Genomic DNA, 17,167 nt, shown 5'->3' with positions numbered 1-17,167 from the left:
CTCCAGCCTAACGGCCGCCGCCGACCTCGCAGCGGCGCAGACGGTCAGCGATCGGTGACGAGCGATGCGACGCGGGTGCGGACGGCATCCGCGATCTCGGACGGGGATGCCGCGGCATCCAGCACGAGGAAGCGAGCCGACTCGGCGTCCGCGAGCGCCAGGAAGGCATCGCGCACGCGCACGTGGAATTCGAGCTTCTCGGCCTCGAGCCGGTCGAAGGGCTTGTCTGCGGCGTCGAGGCGCGTCCGTGCGACCTGCGGGTCGAGGTCCAGCAGCACCGTCAGATCGGGAAGCGCGCCCTCGGTCGCCCAGAGCGACAGGTTGCGGATCTCGTCGGCATCCAGCACGCGGCCAGCGCCCTGGTAGGCGACGGAGGAGTCCAGGTAGCGATCCTGGATGACGACGTCGCCGCGCTCGAGGGCAGGGCGCACCACCGTGGCGACGTGGTGCGCGCGGTCGGCCGCGTACAGCAGCGCTTCGGCGCGGGGCGCGATGTCGCCTCGATGATGCAGCACGATGTCGCGGATCAGCTGCCCGACCTCGCTGCCGCCTGGCTCTCGAGTGCGCAGCACCGTGCGACCTGCTTCGGACAGCCACGTCTCGAGCAGGTTCGCCTGCGTCGTCTTGCCTGCGCCGTCACCGCCCTCGAGCGTGATCCACAGGCCGCGCCGATCGGTCACGACTTCTTCGCGGCGGCGTTCGCGGCGCGCGTCGCCGCGGCCTTCTTCGCTGCGGCAGACCGGGCTGCGGCCTTCTCGGCATCCGTCTTCGTCGAAGCCGTTGCGGACTTCTTGGCCGCGGGCTTCTTGGCTGCCGGCTTCTTGGCCGGCGCCTTCTTCGCAGGAGCCTTCTTGGCGGCACCGCGCTTCACGGGCCCCTTGGCGCGCTTGTCGGCGAGCATCTGGACGGCGATCTCGAAGGTGATGTCCTGCACCTGCTGGCCGCGTGGGATCGTGACGTTCGTCTCTCCGTCGGTCACGTAGGCGCCGAAGCGGCCGTCGCGGATGCGGATGGGCTTGCCGCTGACCGGGTCCGCCTCGAACTCGGCGAGCGCGCTCGATGCGCGGCGGGAGCCGGCACCGTACTTCGGCTGCGAGTAGATCTCGAGGGCCTGCTCCAGCGTGACGTCGAAGATCTGCGATTCGCTCTCCAGCGACCGCGAATCGGTGCCCTTCTTCAGGTAGGGCCCGAACCGGCCGTTCTGCGCGGTGATCTCCTCACCCGACTCGGGGTCGGCGCCGACGACGCGCGGCAGGCTCAGCAGCTGCAGCGCGGTGTCGAGATCGATGGTCTCGACGGACATCGAGCGGAACAGGGACGCCGTGCGCGGCTTGGGAGCCGTGTCCTTCTTGGCGCCGCGCTTCGGCTTCGGCTTCTCGGCGACTTCGCCGGTGGCCTCATCGACGGCATCCGGATCGACGGGGTCGTTCTCCTGCACGTACGGACCGAATCGGCCGTCCTTGACGACGACGATCTTGCCGTTGTTGGGGTTCTCCCCCAGTACGCGGTCCCCCGCGACCGGCGCGTCGATGAGCTCCTGCGCCTTGGCGGCGGTGAGTTCGTCCGGCGCGAGGTCCTCAGGAACGTTCACGATCCGCGGCTTGGCGTCCGGGTCGGCCGGGTCAGCGACCTCGAGGTACGGCCCGTACTTGCCGAAGCGGAGCGTCGCGGTGTCGGTGATGCGCGTCGAGTTCAGCGCTCGCGCATCGATCTCGCCGAGGTTGTCGACGACCTGGCGCAGACCCACCTGCTGCTCGGAGCCGAAGTAGAACTCCTTCAACCATTCGACGCGGTTCTGCTCACCGCGCGCGATGGCATCCAGGTCGTCTTCGAGCGCTGCGGTGAAGTCGTAGTCGATGAGATCGGCGAAGTGCTCCTCGAGAAGCTTCACCACGCTGAAGGCGAGCCATGTCGGCACCAGCGCCTGTCCGCGCTTGGTCGCGTAGCCGCGGTCGATCACCGTACCGATGATGCTCGCGAACGTCGAGGGTCGGCCGATGCCGTGCTCCTCGAGCGCCTTGACCAGCGACGCCTCCGTGTAGCGGGGCTTCGGCGTGGTGCGGTGCCCCTTGGCCTCGGCATCCGCCATCCCCAGCTCGTCACCGACGGCGACGGCGGGAAGCGACTGGTTCTCCGCGGCATCCTGCGAGTTGCGCTTCTCGTCGCGACCCTCTTCGTACGCCTCGAGGAAGCCCTTGAAGGTGTAGACCGTGCCGGATGCGGTGAACTCGGCCAGCTGCCCGTCCGCCTGAACGGCGATCGTGACCGTGGTGGTCTCGTACTTCGCATCGGCCATCTGGCTGGCGACGGTGCGCTTCCAGATCAGGTCGTAGACGCGCAGCTCTTCGCGATCCAGCTCGGTGGAAACCGACGCCGGCGTGCGGAAGGTCTCGCCCGAGGGGCGGATCGCCTCGTGCGCCTCCTGCGCGTTCTTGCTCTTCGACTTGTAGACGCGCGGCTTCAGCGGCACAGCGCTGTCGCCGTAGAGCGAGACCGCCTGGCTCCGCGCCGCCTGCACCGCCTGGGTACTCAGCGCCGTGGAGTCGGTGCGCATATAAGTGATGAAACCCTTCTCGTACAGGCGCTGGGCGACGCTCATCGCCTGCTTCGCGCTCATCGAGAGCTTGCGACCCGCCTCCTGCTGGAGGGTCGACGTGGTGAAGGGCGCGTAAGGGCTGCGCGTGCCCGGCTTGGCCTCGACCTTGGTGACGGTGCCCGTGCCGGCGGCGTCCACAGCGTGAGCGAGCGCCTGCGCCTTCTTCTCGTCGAGGATGATGACGGCCTTCTTGAGCTTGCCGGTGTCATCGAAGTCGGTGCCGCGGGCGAGCTGACCGCCGTCGACGCGCACCAGACGCACCTTGAAAGCCGAGGCGGATGACGCGAGCGCCTCCACATCCCAGTAGTCAGCCGAGACGAACGCCATGCGCTCGCGCTCGCGGTCGACGATCATGCGGGTCGCCGCGGACTGCACACGACCGGCGGACAGGCCTGACTTCACCTTGTACCAGAGCACGGGCGAGACGTCCCAGCCGTACAGCCGGTCGAGGATGCGGCGCGTCTCCTGGGCGTCGACGAGCGCGAGATCGAGCTCGCGGGTGTTGCCGATCGCCGCCTGGATCGCGTCCTTGGTGATCTCGTGGAACACCATGCGCTTGACGGGGACCTTCGGCTTGAGGGTCTCCAGCAGGTGCCAGGCGATCGCCTCGCCTTCGCGGTCCTCATCTGTGGCGAGCAGGAGTTCGTCTGCGGACTTCAGCGCACGCTTGAGCTCGGCGACGGTCTTCGACTTGCGGTCGGAGACGACGTAGTAGGGGTCGAACCCGTTCTCGATGTCGATCGAGTACTTCCCGTACGCCTGCTTGTCGGCGGCGGGGATGTCCTTCTTGTCCGCGAGATCGCGGATGTGCCCGACGGAGCTGAGTACTTCGTACCCATCGCCGAGGTAGCCCTGGATCGACCGCATCTTCGTCGGCGACTCGACGATGACGAGCTTCTTGCCTTCAGCCAAGGGTGCGTCCTTTCTTCGAAGCACACCATACACACCGCTGTTCGGATGTGTTCACAGCGGCTGTGTGGAATCGACCGTCAGAATCCCTCGGGTGGCCCGGCACGGGCTCGGGAGACGGCTGCGAGTCCAGCGTACTTCGCCTGGACGGTCACCGTCGCCACGAGTCCCGCCAGATCGCACTGCGTGAGTTCGGTTCCGGATGCCGAGGCCACCCGCGCCGCCAGCGCACAGGGCCCCTCCGGTGCAGGCACCGCCCCCGATGCCGCATCAGCGGCGGCGAGCGCTGCGGCATCGGCCGCTCCGGCCGCGCGCTGCGCTGTCACTGCCGCGCCGCCGACGGCCGCGAGACCGAACGTGAGCGTCGCCGCAACCGCGAGGACGCCCGCCGCGATGCTCGTCCCGGCCATCACAGACCTCCGGCCAAGGCGCAACTGGAGGCCTGCACCGGGATCGAGATGAGACTCCCCACCTGCACATCGGCGTGCGCGGTGACGCAGGCGAGATCCTCCCGCATGCCGGTGCTGACGCTGGCGCCCTCTACGGCCCGTGTGACCGCGGCGGTCGCGACCGCCGCGGATTCACCACGACCGAGCAGGCGGGCGGCGTCGGCCGCGGCATCCTGGAGGCTCACCTGTCTGGCGGCCGCCCCCAGCGCCGAGACGCCGATGAGCAGCACCACCAGGACGGCGGGCACCGCGACCGCCAGTTCGGCGGCGACGGAGCCCTCGTCCCGCGGCCGACGCCCGCTCATCACGACACCGTCAGCGCCCGGCGCACGAGATCGGTCAGGATGCCGCGCACTTCATCCGACCGCATGATGACGACCAGCAGGCCGGCGAAGGCGACCGCCGCCATCGTCGTGATCGCGTACTCGGCTGTCGCCGCACCGGATTCGTCGGCGAACAGTCGTGCTGCTCTGGCGCGGGTGAGCGCCGGGAGCGATGCCTTTCGATTCATGGTGTTCCTCTTCTCTTCCTTCTTCTCTGTATGGATCGCTGGACGATCCGGGGTCACAGCAACGGCAGGGGCGTCGTGGCGAGCACGCTCAGCAGCAACGGCGCGACTCCGAGCAGCAGGAACGCCGGCAGCGTGCAGACGCCGAGGGGAAGGAGCAGCCGACTTGACAGCTTCGCGGCCTTCAACCGACCGCCGATACGCGCGTCCTGGCGGTCCTGTGCGGACGACGCGCGAAGCAGCTCGATCGCCGGGATGCCCGCCGCACGCGAGAGTTCGAGAACTCCGCCGGTTCGCGCTGAGGCCTCGCCGCCGCCCGGCAGACTGTCCGCGACGAGACGCATCGCACGCTCGATCGAGACGCCGCCCGAGAGCGCGACGGCGACGAGCTCGGTGTGCATGCCAGGGGTGCGTCCGTCGGGTTCGGCAGCACGCACGAGTCGGCTCGTCCAGAACCGGGCAGCAAGCACGAGCAGCAATCCGCCGACGACGCAGGCGATGCCGATCGGCTGTGTCGTGATGACTCTCAGCGTGTCGAATCCGAGCGCGAAGCCGAGCAGCAGTCCGAACGGGGGCATCCACAGCAGCAGGCGGGCCGTGCCGGCCGGCTCGGCGAGCGCGATGCGCACGTCGTCCGCTGCGGATGCCGCGTCCTGCAGCGCTTCTGCGAGCGATCGCAGGACATCGGCGAGCGGCGCGCCGACGTGTGCGGCGATCTCCCACGCCGCTGCGACGTCCCGCCACGCTCCGCCCTCGGCCTCGATCGCGATCGGCAGCGGATCCCCGCGGTCGCACCGCTCGATGACACGTGCCGCGCGTTCATCGCCGGTCGCGGCGAGGTGTCGCCAGGCCGTGACTGGTGCGGCGCCGGCTTGCAGCAGCACCGCGAGCATGCGGACGGTGACTGCCGCGTGCGCAGCGGAGGCACCGGCATCCGGCGCCTTCTTCCGGTGGAGAGTCACCACGGGCTCACCTCCTGGATGCCGAGCCGCTCCCCCACGAGTTCGAATCGCCCGGCGCTCTCGATGCGCCGCACACCATCGGCTCCGCGCGCCAGATGAAGCACGATCGTGAACGCGCTCACCACCTGGCGGGCAAGAGCGGTCGCATCCATGCCGGCGAGCGCACCGAGCGCTTCCAACCGGGCGGGAACATCGGCGAGCCCCGAGGCGTGCAGCGTGCCCGCTCCGCCGTCGTGCCCGGTGTTCAACGCGGTCAGCAGTTCGCGCACCTCTTCTCCTCTGCACTCCCCGACGACGAGGCGGTCGGGTCGCATCCGCAAGGACTCGCGCACGAGTCGGGCGAGCGTGATCCCGCCGGCGCCCTCGAGATTGGCCTGCCGCGCCTCCAGCGCGACATGATGCGGGTGGTGCGGGCGCAGTTCGGCGACGTCTTCGATCGTCACGATCCGGTCGTGCGCGGGCGCGGCGGACAGCAACGCGCTCAGCAGTGTGGTCTTGCCCGTTCCTGTGCCGCCGGTGATGAGGATATTGGCCCGTCTGGCGACGAGGTCCTCCAACCAGACGCGACGGCGCTGGTCGAAGCATCCGAGTGCCGACAGTGCAGCGAGATCGCCGGCATGCACGCGCGGAATCCGGATCGACAGTGCCGTGCCGGCCGTCGAGACGGGCGCGAGCACGGCGTGGACCCGGATGCCGTGCTCGAGACGGACGTCGACGCAGGGCGAGCGGTCATCGAGGTGCCGCCCGCCGAGTCCGACGAGCGCGACCGCGAGATCGCGCACCTCGCGTTCGGACGCGCGCCATCCGTCGACCGGCTCGGCACCCCGCCCGCGGTCGAGGAACAGACCGGCGGCGCCATTGACGAAGACATCCGTGACGGTCTCGTCGGCGCAGTGGACCGCGAGCGGGCCGAACGCGGGGTCGATCGCGACAGCATCGGGCGCTGACTCGGCGCCCAGCGGGGCGATGACGAACGGAGTGGTCATGCCTCGACGCTAGAAGCCGCCGAGGACGCAGGAGCGGCCCGAACCCGCGACCTGTGCACAAGACCCGCGCGCCCGGAATCGGTGCAGAAGGAGTCGACCTGCGCGGCGAGACCGCGTCGGACAACGGAATGGGCGGCACCTCACGGGGGGAATGAGATGCCGCCCACGACGCGCCCCGATCGGGGGATGGAGGGCACGCCAAGGCCAGAATGAGAATTCGGCTGTCGTCGAGTGTACGCAACGCCACCGTCCTGACAAAACCCGTGTCCGTACCGACTTTCGGCGGTAATGGATGTCCGGGGCGCACACTAGATTCACCGTGTCACGGTCGTGTGCCCTGCACGACCACGTCCCGCCGCAAAGGAGCGCGTGCATGAGCAGTCAGATCGACCACCTCCTCGACGAGACCCGTCAGTTTCCGCCGTCTGCGGAGTTCGCCGCGGAGGCCGTGGCGAAACCCGAACTCTACGAGCGCGCCGCGTCGGACCGTGAAGGATTCTGGGGCGAGCAGGCCCGCGAGCTGCTGCATTGGCACGCCCCGTTCACGAACGTGCTCGACTGGTCGAACCCTCCGTTCGCGAAGTGGTTCGACGACGGCGAGCTGAACGTCGCATACAACTGCCTGGACCGCCACGTCGAGGCCGGCAACGGCGACCGCGTCGCACTGCTCTGGGAGGGCGAGCCGGGCGATTCCCGCCGCATCACCTATGCCGAGCTGACCGAAGAGGTCAAGCGCACGGCCAACGTGCTCTCCGACCTCGGCGTCGGTCACGGCGACCGCGTGGCGATCTATCTGCCGATGATCCCCGAAGCGGTCGTGTCGATGCTCGCGGTCGCACGTCTGGGCGCGATCCACTCCGTCGTCTTCGGCGGTTTCAGCGCGGACAGCCTGCGTTCGCGCATCGACGACGCCGGCGCGAAGCTCGTCATCACCGCGGACGGCGGCTATCGCAAGGGCCGCGTCTCCGCGCTGAAGCCGGCCGTCGATCAGGCGCTGAGCGACCGCGGGGACGGGGATCAGAAGACCGTCGAGCACGTCCTCGTGGTGCGCCGAGGCGAGAACGAGGTCGACTGGGTCGATGGGCGGGACATCTGGTGGCACGATGCGGTGCCCGCGGCATCTGCAGAGCACACCGCCGAGGCCTTCCCCGCCGAGAATCCGCTTTTCATCCTCTACACGTCCGGCACGACAGGGAAGCCCAAGGGGATCCTGCACACCTCCGGCGGTTACCTCGCCCAGGCCGCGTACACGCACAAGAACGTGTTCGACCTGCATCCGGAGACGGACGTGTACTGGTGCACCGCCGACATCGGCTGGATCACCGGGCACAGCTACGTCGCATACGGCCCGCTCGCCAATGGCGCCACCCAGGTGATGTACGAGGGCACACCGGATGCACCGCACCCCGGCCGCTGGTGGGAGATCATCGAGAAGTACGGCGTCACGATCTTCTACACCGCGCCGACGGCGATCCGCTCGTTCATGAAGACAGGCCGGAGCGTGCCGAAGAAGTTCGACCTGTCCAGCCTCCGCCTGCTCGGATCGGTCGGCGAACCGATCAACCCCGAGGCGTGGATCTGGTACCGCGATGTGATCGGCGCGGGCAAGACCCCCATCGTGGACACCTGGTGGCAGACCGAGACCGGCGCGATCATGGTGTCGCCGCTGCCCGGCATCACGGCGGCGAAGCCCGGATCCGCACAGGTGCCGCTTCCTGGTATCTCGATCGACGTCGTCGACGAATCCGGCGCCGAGGTGGGCAACGGCAACGGCGGCCTCCTGGTCGTCACCGAACCGTGGCCGAGCATGCTGCGCGGCATCTGGGGCGACCCGGAGCGCTACGTCGAGACGTACTGGGAGAAGTTCGCCGACCAGGGCTACTACTTCGCGGGAGACGGCGCGCGGCTCGACGAGGACGGCGACCTCTGGCTGCTCGGCCGAGTGGATGACGTGATGAACGTCTCGGGCCACCGGCTGTCGACCGCCGAGATCGAATCGGCGCTGGTCGCGCACGAGGCCACGGCGGAGGCCGCGGTCGTCGGAGCCGCCGACGAGACCACCGGTCAGGCTGTCGTGGCGTTCGTGATCCTCAAGGAGAGCTTCCTCTCGGAGCACACCCCCGAGGGCTTGGCACAGCAGCTGCGCATCTGGGTGGGCGAGCAGATCGGTGCGATCGCTCGTCCGCGCGACGTGTACATCGTCGGCGAGCTGCCCAAGACCCGCTCGGGCAAGATCATGCGCCGCCTGCTGCGCGACGTCGCCGAAGGACGCGAGGTCGGCGACACCACGACCCTCGCCGACACGGCGGTCATGAGCATCATTTCGGCGCAGGTGAAATAGGCCACCGAACGACGAAGGCCTCCTCCCTCAGAAGGGAGGAGGCCTTCGTCGTAGCGACAATGCTCACGCGAGGATGAACGTGACCTCGACCTCGACGGGGCTGTCCAGCGGCAGCACCGGAACGCCGACGGCCGCGCGTGCGTGCCTGCCGGCATCCCCGAAGATCTCGCCGAGAACCTCGCTGGCGCCGTTGATGACTCCGGGCTGGCCGGTGAACGACGGATCGGATGCCACGAAGCCACCGAGCCGCAGCACGCCGACGATCTTCTCGAGGCCGCCAGCGGCATCCGCGGCGGCGGCGAGCGCGTTGAGCGCGCAGGTGCGGGCATACGCCTTGGCATCGTCCGCAGAGACCCCTGCGCCGACCTTGCCGGTCGCGGGCAGCTCACCAGCCGTGAACGGCAGCTGGCCGGACGTGTAGACGAGGTCGCCGTGCACGACGGCCGGCACGTATGCCGCGACGGGAGCCGCGACGGCCGGCAGCTCGATTCCCAGCTCTTCCAGGCGCGAGGTGAGGGTCATGCTTCGCCGCCCTCGAACTGGCGAGCGGCCTGCTCGGCCGCCGCGAGACCGGCGCTGTTCGCACCGTCTTCCGCGGTGGGGCGCTTGAAGTAGGCGACGAGCCCGCCTTCGGGGCCCTGGACGACCTGCACCAGCTCCCAGCCCTGCTTTCCCCAGTTGTTGAGGATCGCAGCGGTGTTGTGGATCAACAGCGGCGTGGTGAGATATTCCCACGTGGTCATGGCACTCCTGCACGTCGGCGACGTCGTGGCCGGGGCCCGCGTCGAGGTGGTTTTTCAGGGAACTCCCCTACGATCTAGCGTATGCCTCAGAACAATCGCACGCTGAAGGGTGTGCTCGGCGGACTCCTCGGACTCGTCGGGCTCAGTGTCGTCGCCGGAGTTCTCGTCACGGCAACCGTGACCCCGGCGATCGCGATGACCGGCCTCACCGGCTCGGCCGCCGTCGACCTCTTCGAGGACATTCCGAACGACCTCAAGCCGGATGCTCCCATGGAGCCGACCACGCTCTGGGCGTCGCATTCGGACGGCCGCACGGAGAAACTCGCGTCGTTCTACGACCAGAACCGCATCCCTGTGACCTATGAGCAGGTCGCGCCGATCCTCTACGACGCGATCCTCTCCAGTGAGGACAAGACGTTCTACGATCACAGCGGCATCAACATCGGCGCCACTGCCAAGGCGCTCCTGGACTATGCCAAGGGAACGTCCAGCCGTGGCGCGTCGACGATCAGCCAGCAGTACGTGAAGAACGTGCTCGTGCAGCGCTGCGAGAAGGACACCTCTCCGAACGACGCGGAGTTCAAGAACGAGGACGGCGTGTACGACGCCCAGAAGTACCAGAAGGCGCTGCTCGACTGCTGGACCGACGCCACGAACGCCTCGGGCACCGACGGCATGAAGCGCAAGCTGCAGGAGATGCGCTACGCCCTGCAGATCGAGAAGGAATACTCGAAGAACGACATCCTGCTCGGCTACCTGAACCTGTCGAACTTCGGCGGCACCACCTACGGCATCGAAGCGGCGTCGCAGTACTACTACAGCGTCCCGGCGGCGAACCTGAACATCAACCAGGCGGCCACGCTGGCCGGCATGGTGCAGAATCCGAACTCCTACCGCATCGACATGCGTGAAGGATCGATGACGGACAGCAAGACGGGCGCTCTCATCAACAGCGAGGCGGATGGGTACTCTCAGACGCTCGACCGCCGCAATTACGTGCTCGGTCGTCTCCTCGCGGACGGCAAGATCACGCAGGAGCAGTACGACACGACGCTGGCGGAGCCGATCGTTCCCGCCATCAACCCTGCTACGCAGGGCTGTGCCGAGGCAGGGAAGAACGCGTACTTCTGCCAGTACGTGAAGTCGGTGATCCAGTCCGATGAAGCCTTCGGTGCCACACCGGAGGAGCGCCGCGACACGCTGCAGCGCGGCGGGCTGGACATCTACACGACTCTGAACCTGGACATCCAGCAGGCGGCCGTCGACACGATGACGAGGAACGTCGTCGCTACCCACCCCAACCTGTACCTCGGCGCCGCCGGCGTGCAGCTCGAGGTCGGCACCAGCCGCATCCTGTCGCTGACTCAGAACACGGACTTCAACGAGTCCGCCAACCCGGTTCCTGGGCAGTCGGCCCAGGTGTGGGCGGCCGACGCGAAGCACGGGAGCTCGGCAGGGTTCAACGTCGGATCGACCTACAAGTTGTTCACCCTGCTGGACTGGCTCGAGCAGGGGCACTCTGTCAACGAGGTCCTGAACGGCACGTTCCGATTGATCACCCCGTTCACGATCTGCGGGGACACCGTGACCAACACCCACAAGTTCGAGAACTCGGGCAAGGTCGGCGGCTACACAGGCACGCCTATGCGATTCACCTCGTCGTCGCTCAACACCGGATACCTCGCGATGGCGCAGCAGCTCGACATCTGCGACATCAACAAGATGGCTGACCGCCTCGGTGTGACGCTCGGCGGCATCGACAAGGACACGGGCGAGCTCGAGAAGGTCACCAAGTCGAACAATCAGGGCGACGTGATCGGATCCAAGAACATCGCGCCGCTTGCCATGGCGAACGCCTATGCGACCGTGGCCAACAAGGGGATCTACTGCACCCCGCGTGCGATCGACAAGATCGTCGACCAGGATGGCACCGAACTGCCGCTGCCGGAGTCGAAGTGCGAGCAGGCGATCTCCCCCGAGGTGGCCGCCACGGCTGCCTACGCCCTGCGCGGAGTCATGTACGGCGGAACCGGTGGACAGGCGAACCCGAACGACGGCATCCCCGTCATCGGCAAGACCGGTACGCACGAGACGACGCAGACGATGATGATCGAGTCCAGCACCAAGGTCACCACCGCGGTCTGGGTCGGCAACGTCGAAGGCCCTGGGGTGCTGCGCAACTTCTCGTCGAACGGCACGCGCCTGAACAGCCTTCGCTTCCCCATCGCGGAGGACATGCAGCGCACAGCGAACGCGTGGTATCTCGGCGACGCGTTCCCCGAACCGGACAAGAACCTGACTCGCACGATCCTTCGCGACCTTCCTGACGTCGTCGGCAAGACGATCGACGACGCCACGAAGACGCTCACGGACGCGGGATTCACTGTGACCGTCGGCGCCCCGGTCGACAGCAACCTGCCGACCGATCAGATCGCCGCGCAGTCCCCCGGTGCGGGCCGGATCGCGGGCGGCGCCACCGTCACGATCTCGCCCAGCAACGGCCAGGGCGCAACAGTGCCGGACGTCGTCGGTGAGAAGGCGAGCAAGGCGCAGAGCGAGCTCGCCAGCGCCGGGCTCAGCAACCTCGCCTGGGATGCCTCCTGCGGCCTCCCGAACGCCGAGGTCGAGTCGACCAACCCGCCAGCCGGCACCGCGGTGAACCGCAGCACCACCATCGCCGTGGTCTGCAGTGCTGATGGCGGAAACGGCAACGGCAACGACGACTGATGGCGAAGCCTTCTTCGGCTTACCCGGCCCTCATCGCGCTCGGCGCGGTGGGGGCCGCCGGCGTCGCGGCCGCCGTCTGGGGCATCGGCATCGAGCGCTACCTGTTCACCGTGCGCACCGTGTCCGCTCCGGCGCTCCCGGCCGGGTCAGCACCCCTTCGGGTGCTGCACATCTCCGACGCGCACATGGCACCGTGGCAGCACCGCAAGCAGGACTGGCTCGCATCGCTCGCCGAGCTCGAACCCGACCTGATCATCAACACGGGCGACAATCTCGGCCACGAGCGAGGGATCGAGGGCCTCCGTCGTGCCTTCGCTCCTCTGGCCGGCATCCCCGGGGTGTTCGTCCACGGCTCCAACGACGTGCTGGCGCCATCGCCGCGCAACCCGCTGAAGTACTTCACCGGTCCGTCGGAGCGTCCTGAAGAGCCCGACTTCCTCGACACCGACGCGATGAATCACTACTTCACCGATGAACTCGGCTGGACGGATCTGAACAACACGGCGGCACGCCTGCGGGTCGCCGGTACCGACGTCGACTTCGTCGGCGTGAGCGACGCGCACCGCGACTGGGATGAGCTGGACGTTCTTCCCGACGCGCTGGCATCGCTCGGCGCGCGCAGCGACACCACTCCCCTGCTGGGCGTCACGCACGCCCCGTACCAGCGCGTTCTGAACGCATACGTCGACCTCGGAGCCGATGCCATCTTGGGCGGTCACACCCACGGCGGACAGGTGTGCCTGCCCGGCTTCGGGGCGCTCGTCGCGAACTGCGACATCCCGCTGAAGCAGGCGAAGGGCCTGAGCACGTGGACGCACGACGACCGCACGGTCCCGTTGAACGTCAGCGCCGGCTGCGGCCACTCGATCTATGCGCCGATCCGGTTCGCCTGCCGCCCCGAGGCGACGCTGCTGACCCTCACGGCCCGCGCGTGACCGAGGAGCCGCCTCGATTCGGTCTCTCGGAGGATTCGTTGTAGACTCGAACGGTTGTCAAACGGGGTGTGGCGCAGCTTGGTAGCGCGCTTCGTTCGGGACGAAGAGGCCGCAGGTTCAAATCCTGTCACCCCGACAACAGAGAGGGTCCGCCGCAAGGCGGGCCCTCTCGCGTATCCACCGCACTGGAGAGCAGATGACCCCCACGCGCCTCGTCGCCTTCGACCTCGATGACACGCTCGCCCCGTCGAAGGGCGCCATCGATCCTCGGATCGCCGCCCTGCTGCGCGCCCTGCTGCGCACGGTCGAGGTCGCCATCATCTCCGGCGGCAACGAGGACCAGTTCCGCGCGCAGGTCATCGCCCAGCTCGGCGACGCGGATGCCGCGGAACTCGGCCGACTGCACCTCCTCCCCACGTGCGGCACCCGCTACCTGCGGCACGACGGCGAGGACTTCGCCGCGGTCTACGCGCACGACCTCGCCCAGGACGAGAAGGATGCCGCGCTCACCGCCCTGCGCGAAGAAGCCGAGCGCCTCGGACTGTGGGAATCCGCTCCCTGGGGCGAGATCCTCGAGGACCGCGGCTCGCAGATCACCTTCTCCGCGCTCGGCCAGCAGGCCCCGCGCGAGGCCAAGCACGCCTGGGATCCGACCGGCGAGAAGCGCCTGGCACTGCGGGATGCCGTCGCAGCACGCCTGCCCGGCCTGGAAGTCCGGGCCGGCGGTTCGACCTCGATCGACATCACCCGCGCAGGCATCGACAAGGCGTACGGCATGTCGGCTCTGACCGAGCACACCGGCATCCCGCTGTCGGACATGCTCTTCTACGGCGATCGGCTCGACGTCGGCGGCAACGACTACCCGGTCCTGGCGCTCGGTGTGCGCTCGATCGCCGTCGAAGGCTGGGAAGACACCGCCGACAAGCTCGACGAACTGCTCACGACGCTCTGACCGCTCGCGGGATGCTGGACGCCCTACGATGGCGGCATGGACCCGCTCACCCTGGTCATCATCGTCGCTGCCGCCGCCAGTGCGGCCTGCTGGGTTCTTTCGCTCATCACGCGCGACACCTCCTGGGTGGATCGCGCGTGGTCGATCGTGCCGGTGATCTACGTCTGGATCTTCACCGCGGATGCGCTGGCATCCGGGATCGATGCGACGCGTCTCGTGGTGATGGCGCTGCTCGTCACCGCCTGGGGCGTGCGGCTCACGTTCAACTTCGCCCGCAAGGGCGGCTACACCGGCACAGAGGACTACCGCTGGGCGATCCTCCGCTCCCGCCTCCCCGCCTGGTTGTTCCAGGTGTTCAATCTGCTGTTCATCGTCGCGTTCCAGATGACGCTGCTCGTGCTCATCACACTCCCCGCGGACGTCGCGCTGCGCAATCCCGCACCGTTCACCGGATGGGATGCCGTGTTCACCGCGCTGTTCGTCGCGCTGCTGGTCGGCGAGACGATCGCCGACCAGCAGCAGTGGAACTTCCACCAGCGCAAGAAAGCCGCCGGCGGCGCACTCGGCGATGGGTTCCTCAGCGAGGGCCTGTTCCGGTACAGCCGCCATCCGAACTTCTTCTTCGAGCAGGCGCAGTGGTGGATGTTCTATACGTTCGGCACCACCGCGGCCGTGGCATCCGGTGCGGGATTCCTCGGGGGCGTGGTCAACGCCTCGATCGTCGGCCCTGTGCTGCTGACCGCGCTGTTCATCGGCTCGACGATCTTCACCGAGTCGATCTCCGCTTCGCGATACCCCGCGTACGCCGCCTATCGCCGGCGCACGTCGATGATCGTGCTGTGGCCGCCGCGCAGGCGCGTGAACGCCTGAGCGGCGCCGCGTCAATGAATGAGGTGTGCCTCCGCGCCGACGCCGGCGACGGGGACCAGCCGCTGCAACTGCGTGACGTGGCCGGGCTCGAGCTCGGCGATCGACGAGACGCCCAGTAGGCGCATGGTGCGCTCGATCTCGGTGCGCAGGATCGTGATGGTGCGGTCGATGCCCTGACGCCCGCCGGCCATGAGCCCGTACAGGTAAGCGCGACCGATCATCGTGAAGTCCGCGCCGAGCGCCATGGCGGCGACGATATCCGCACCGTTCATGATGCCGGTGTCGATCATGACGGTGAAGTCGTCGCCCACCGCCTGCCGCACCTTCGGCAGCAGGTGGAACGGGATCGGGGCACGATCGAGCTGGCGTCCGCCGTGGTTGGACAGCACGATGCCGTCGACTCCGGCATCCTTCAGCAGGACCGAGTCTTCCACGTTCTGAACGCCCTTGATGACGATCTTGCCGGGCCACAGGTCGCGGATCACCGCGAGGTCGTCGTAGCTGATCGTCGGGTCCATCGCGGCATCCAGCAGCTCGCCGACCGTGCCGCCCGTGGTGCTGAGAGAAGCGAACTCGAGTTTGGGCGTGGTGAGGAAGTCGTACCACCACCAGGGCCGAGGGATGGCGTTGATGATCGTGCCGAGCGTGAGCTGCGGCGGGATCGAGAACCCGTTGCGCTTGTCGCGCAGGCGGGCGCCGGCGACCGGTGTGTCGACCGTGAACTGGAGCGTGTCGAACCCGGCGGCCGCTGCACGGCGGGTGAGCTCGTACGAGATCTCCCTGTCGCGCATCACGTACAGCTGGAACCAGTTGCGTCCGTGGGGGTTCGCCGCCTTCACCCCCTCGATCGAGGTGGTCCCGAGCGTGGACAGCGTGAACGGGATGCCGGCGGCCGCCGCGGCTCCCGCTCCGGCCTCCTCCCCCTCGGTCTGCATCAGGCGGGTGAAACCGGTCGGTGCGATGCCGAACGGCAGCGCGGACGGACCGCCGAGGATCTCGACGGACGTGTCGACTTCGGGGGCAGGCCTGAGGATGCCGGGGTGGAACTCGACATCCTCGAACGCCTGCCGGGCGCGCGACAGCGACAGTTCGCCCTCGGCGGCGCCGTCGGTGTAGTCGAACGCCGCCTTCGGCGTGCGGCGCTTGGCGATCGTGCGCAGGTCGGAGATCGTCAGAGCCGCATCCAGGCGGCGCTTGCGACCGTCCAGCTCCGGCTTCTTGAACTTCATCAGGTCGAGGATCTCGACCGGGTTGGGCAGCTGGCGCTTGACCATCATGGTCCTTTCGGGGTGCTCAGGTTCGGGTGGTGGGCACGCGGGTCAGCCCCGCGGCGGTGTAGTAGCCGGTGATGTGGGTCTTGAGGAGCGTGCGGGCGTGCTCGCCGTCTCCCGCGTCGATCGCCTCGACGATCGCGTGATGCTCGGCTCGCAGGTGCGAGGCCATCGCCGACCAGTCGTCGATGCCGGCGACTCCGGCCTGCACGTAGGACTCGATCGCAGTCCGCAGCCCCGCCATCATCGCGGCGATCACTGCGTTGCCGGACGCCTCGGCCAGCGCGAGGTGCAGCTGTGCGTCGAGGGCGAGGAACTCCCCCGGTGTCAGGGTGTCCGAGTCCATCGCGGCGAGGATGCGGTGCGCCTCGCCGGTGTCGCGGCCGGGGTCGGCGGCGAGAGCGGTGGCCACGGCATCCTCGAGGACGAGCCGGGTCTTCACGACATCCGCCAGCGGGAAGCCCTGTGCGGCCACCTGGAGGCGCAGCAGTGCCGACATGCCCCCGGTGGGCGTCGCGATGACGATCGCGCCGGCCTGCGGCCCCGAGCCGGTCGCCGTGCGGATCAGCCCCATCACCTCGAGAACGCGCAGCGCCTCGCGGACGCTGGAGCGGCCGACGCCGAGATCGGCCGACAGGTCCCGTTCGGACGGGAGGCGGTCGCCCGGTCCGAGACGGCACTCGAGCAGGTCCGTCTCGATGTGCTCGAGCACCGTGCGCCAGGCGCGTGGCGTGGACTCCGGCATCCGATCCTCCTGTGGTCTGACCACAGGTTAGCCTGTGTGGTCAGACCACGCAAGCGCAGATGTCCGCGCAGGTGCGTCCGGGTTGGTGCTGGTGAACGGATCCATGACTCGCAGATACCCGGACACGCAGTCGGGCATGTCCGGGTCTACGCGGGTTCAGGACCCGGGAACCC

At 68.2% G+C, this 17,167-nt stretch carries 16 protein-coding genes and 1 tRNA gene; 6 read left to right on the top strand and 11 right to left on the bottom strand.

What is annotated here, in order from left to right; translation table 11 throughout:
• Nucleotides 1–44: 44 nt before the first annotated feature.
• The 7 genes from tmk to ACI7YT_RS04605 all read right to left on the bottom strand — a co-directional run bounded on the left by tmk (nucleotide 45) and on the right by ACI7YT_RS04605 (nucleotide 6,410).
• Complete coding sequence (gene tmk / locus ACI7YT_RS04635; RefSeq protein WP_406249299.1) at nucleotides 45–680, bottom strand: dTMP kinase; 636 nt, start codon at nucleotides 678–680, stop codon at nucleotides 45–47.
• Nucleotides 677–3,508, bottom strand: a complete 2,832-nt coding sequence (gene topA / locus ACI7YT_RS04630; protein ID WP_406249298.1) for a type I DNA topoisomerase — start codon at nucleotides 3,506–3,508, stop codon at nucleotides 677–679. Before topA ends, tmk begins: the two co-directional genes overlap by 4 nt.
• A 77-nt stretch (nucleotides 3,509–3,585) precedes the next feature.
• Complete coding sequence (locus ACI7YT_RS04625) at nucleotides 3,586–3,915, bottom strand: Rv3654c family TadE-like protein (RefSeq protein WP_406249297.1); 330 nt, start codon at nucleotides 3,913–3,915, stop codon at nucleotides 3,586–3,588.
• Nucleotides 3,915–4,259, bottom strand: a complete 345-nt coding sequence (locus ACI7YT_RS04620; RefSeq protein WP_406249296.1) for a TadE family type IV pilus minor pilin — start codon at nucleotides 4,257–4,259, stop codon at nucleotides 3,915–3,917. The genes ACI7YT_RS04625 and ACI7YT_RS04620 overlap by 1 nt, the downstream gene beginning before the upstream one ends.
• Nucleotides 4,259–4,465 (bottom strand): DUF4244 domain-containing protein, encoded by a 207-nt coding sequence (locus ACI7YT_RS04615; RefSeq protein ID WP_406249295.1) that lies wholly within the window; start codon nucleotides 4,463–4,465, stop codon nucleotides 4,259–4,261. Before ACI7YT_RS04615 ends, ACI7YT_RS04620 begins: the two co-directional genes overlap by 1 nt.
• A gap of 53 nt (nucleotides 4,466–4,518) precedes the next feature.
• Nucleotides 4,519–5,427 (bottom strand): type II secretion system F family protein, encoded by a 909-nt coding sequence (locus ACI7YT_RS04610; protein ID WP_406249294.1) that lies wholly within the window; start codon nucleotides 5,425–5,427, stop codon nucleotides 4,519–4,521.
• Nucleotides 5,421–6,410: a TadA family conjugal transfer-associated ATPase gene (locus ACI7YT_RS04605; protein ID WP_406249293.1), complete on the bottom strand. Its 990-nt coding sequence runs from the start codon at nucleotides 6,408–6,410 to the stop codon at nucleotides 5,421–5,423. The genes ACI7YT_RS04610 and ACI7YT_RS04605 overlap by 7 nt, the downstream gene beginning before the upstream one ends.
• 373 nt (nucleotides 6,411–6,783) lie before the next feature.
• On the opposite strand from ACI7YT_RS04605, the gene acs reads away from it, so the two are divergent.
• Entirely contained in the window at nucleotides 6,784–8,751 is a 1,968-nt protein-coding gene (gene acs, locus ACI7YT_RS04600; RefSeq protein WP_406249292.1) for an acetate--CoA ligase, read from the top strand.
• A 63-nt stretch (nucleotides 8,752–8,814) separates the two neighbouring features.
• On the opposite strand, the gene ACI7YT_RS04595 is transcribed toward acs, so the two are convergent.
• Together ACI7YT_RS04595 and ACI7YT_RS04590 are read right to left on the bottom strand one after the other, a co-directional pair.
• The gene (locus tag ACI7YT_RS04595) at nucleotides 8,815–9,273 is read right to left on the bottom strand and encodes a RidA family protein (RefSeq protein ID WP_406249291.1); all 459 of its coding nucleotides are present in this window, start codon (nucleotides 9,271–9,273) and stop codon (nucleotides 8,815–8,817) included.
• The gene (locus ACI7YT_RS04590; RefSeq protein ID WP_406249290.1) at nucleotides 9,270–9,494 is read right to left on the bottom strand and encodes a hypothetical protein; all 225 of its coding nucleotides are present in this window, start codon (nucleotides 9,492–9,494) and stop codon (nucleotides 9,270–9,272) included. Before ACI7YT_RS04590 ends, ACI7YT_RS04595 begins: the two co-directional genes overlap by 4 nt.
• An 81-nt stretch (nucleotides 9,495–9,575) precedes the next feature.
• On the opposite strand from ACI7YT_RS04590, the gene ACI7YT_RS04585 reads away from it, so the two are divergent.
• The 5 genes from ACI7YT_RS04585 (at nucleotide 9,576) to ACI7YT_RS04565 (ending at nucleotide 14,978) form a co-directional block, all read left to right on the top strand.
• Nucleotides 9,576–12,221 carry a transglycosylase domain-containing protein gene (locus ACI7YT_RS04585; protein WP_406249289.1) on the top strand — a complete coding sequence of 882 codons (2,646 nt, stop codon included), beginning with the start codon at nucleotides 9,576–9,578 and terminating at the stop codon, nucleotides 12,219–12,221.
• Nucleotides 12,221–13,156: a metallophosphoesterase gene (locus ACI7YT_RS04580; RefSeq protein WP_406249288.1), complete on the top strand. Its 936-nt coding sequence runs from the start codon at nucleotides 12,221–12,223 to the stop codon at nucleotides 13,154–13,156. Before ACI7YT_RS04585 ends, ACI7YT_RS04580 begins: the two co-directional genes overlap by 1 nt.
• Nucleotides 13,157–13,218: 62 nt before the next feature.
• Nucleotides 13,219–13,292 (top strand) — tRNA-Pro (locus tag ACI7YT_RS04575).
• A 60-nt stretch (nucleotides 13,293–13,352) separates the two neighbouring features.
• A complete protein-coding gene (locus ACI7YT_RS04570) occupies nucleotides 13,353–14,108 on the top strand; it encodes an HAD-IIB family hydrolase (RefSeq protein ID WP_406249287.1) in 756 nt (251 codons plus the stop codon).
• Nucleotides 14,109–14,144: 36 nt separating this feature from the next.
• Complete coding sequence (locus ACI7YT_RS04565; protein ID WP_406249286.1) at nucleotides 14,145–14,978, top strand: DUF1295 domain-containing protein; 834 nt, start codon at nucleotides 14,145–14,147, stop codon at nucleotides 14,976–14,978.
• An 11-nt stretch (nucleotides 14,979–14,989) separates the two neighbouring features.
• Here the strand turns inward: ACI7YT_RS04565 and ACI7YT_RS04560 are convergent, their stop codons facing one another.
• Together ACI7YT_RS04560 and ACI7YT_RS04555 are read right to left on the bottom strand one after the other, a co-directional pair.
• The gene (locus tag ACI7YT_RS04560) at nucleotides 14,990–16,252 is read right to left on the bottom strand and encodes an alpha-hydroxy-acid oxidizing protein (RefSeq protein WP_406250492.1); all 1,263 of its coding nucleotides are present in this window, start codon (nucleotides 16,250–16,252) and stop codon (nucleotides 14,990–14,992) included.
• 19 nt (nucleotides 16,253–16,271) lie between these two features.
• Nucleotides 16,272–16,994 carry a FadR/GntR family transcriptional regulator gene (locus tag ACI7YT_RS04555; RefSeq protein ID WP_406249285.1) on the bottom strand — a complete coding sequence of 241 codons (723 nt, stop codon included), beginning with the start codon at nucleotides 16,992–16,994 and terminating at the stop codon, nucleotides 16,272–16,274.
• Between the last annotated feature and the right edge of the window lie 173 nt (nucleotides 16,995–17,167).

It is taken from the genome of Microbacterium sp. M (assembly GCF_045181065.1).
Classification (GTDB): domain Bacteria; phylum Actinomycetota; class Actinomycetes; order Actinomycetales; family Microbacteriaceae; genus Microbacterium.
Note: the sequence above shows the minus strand (reverse complement) of the source record. Positions and strands in the feature narration are given on the sequence as shown.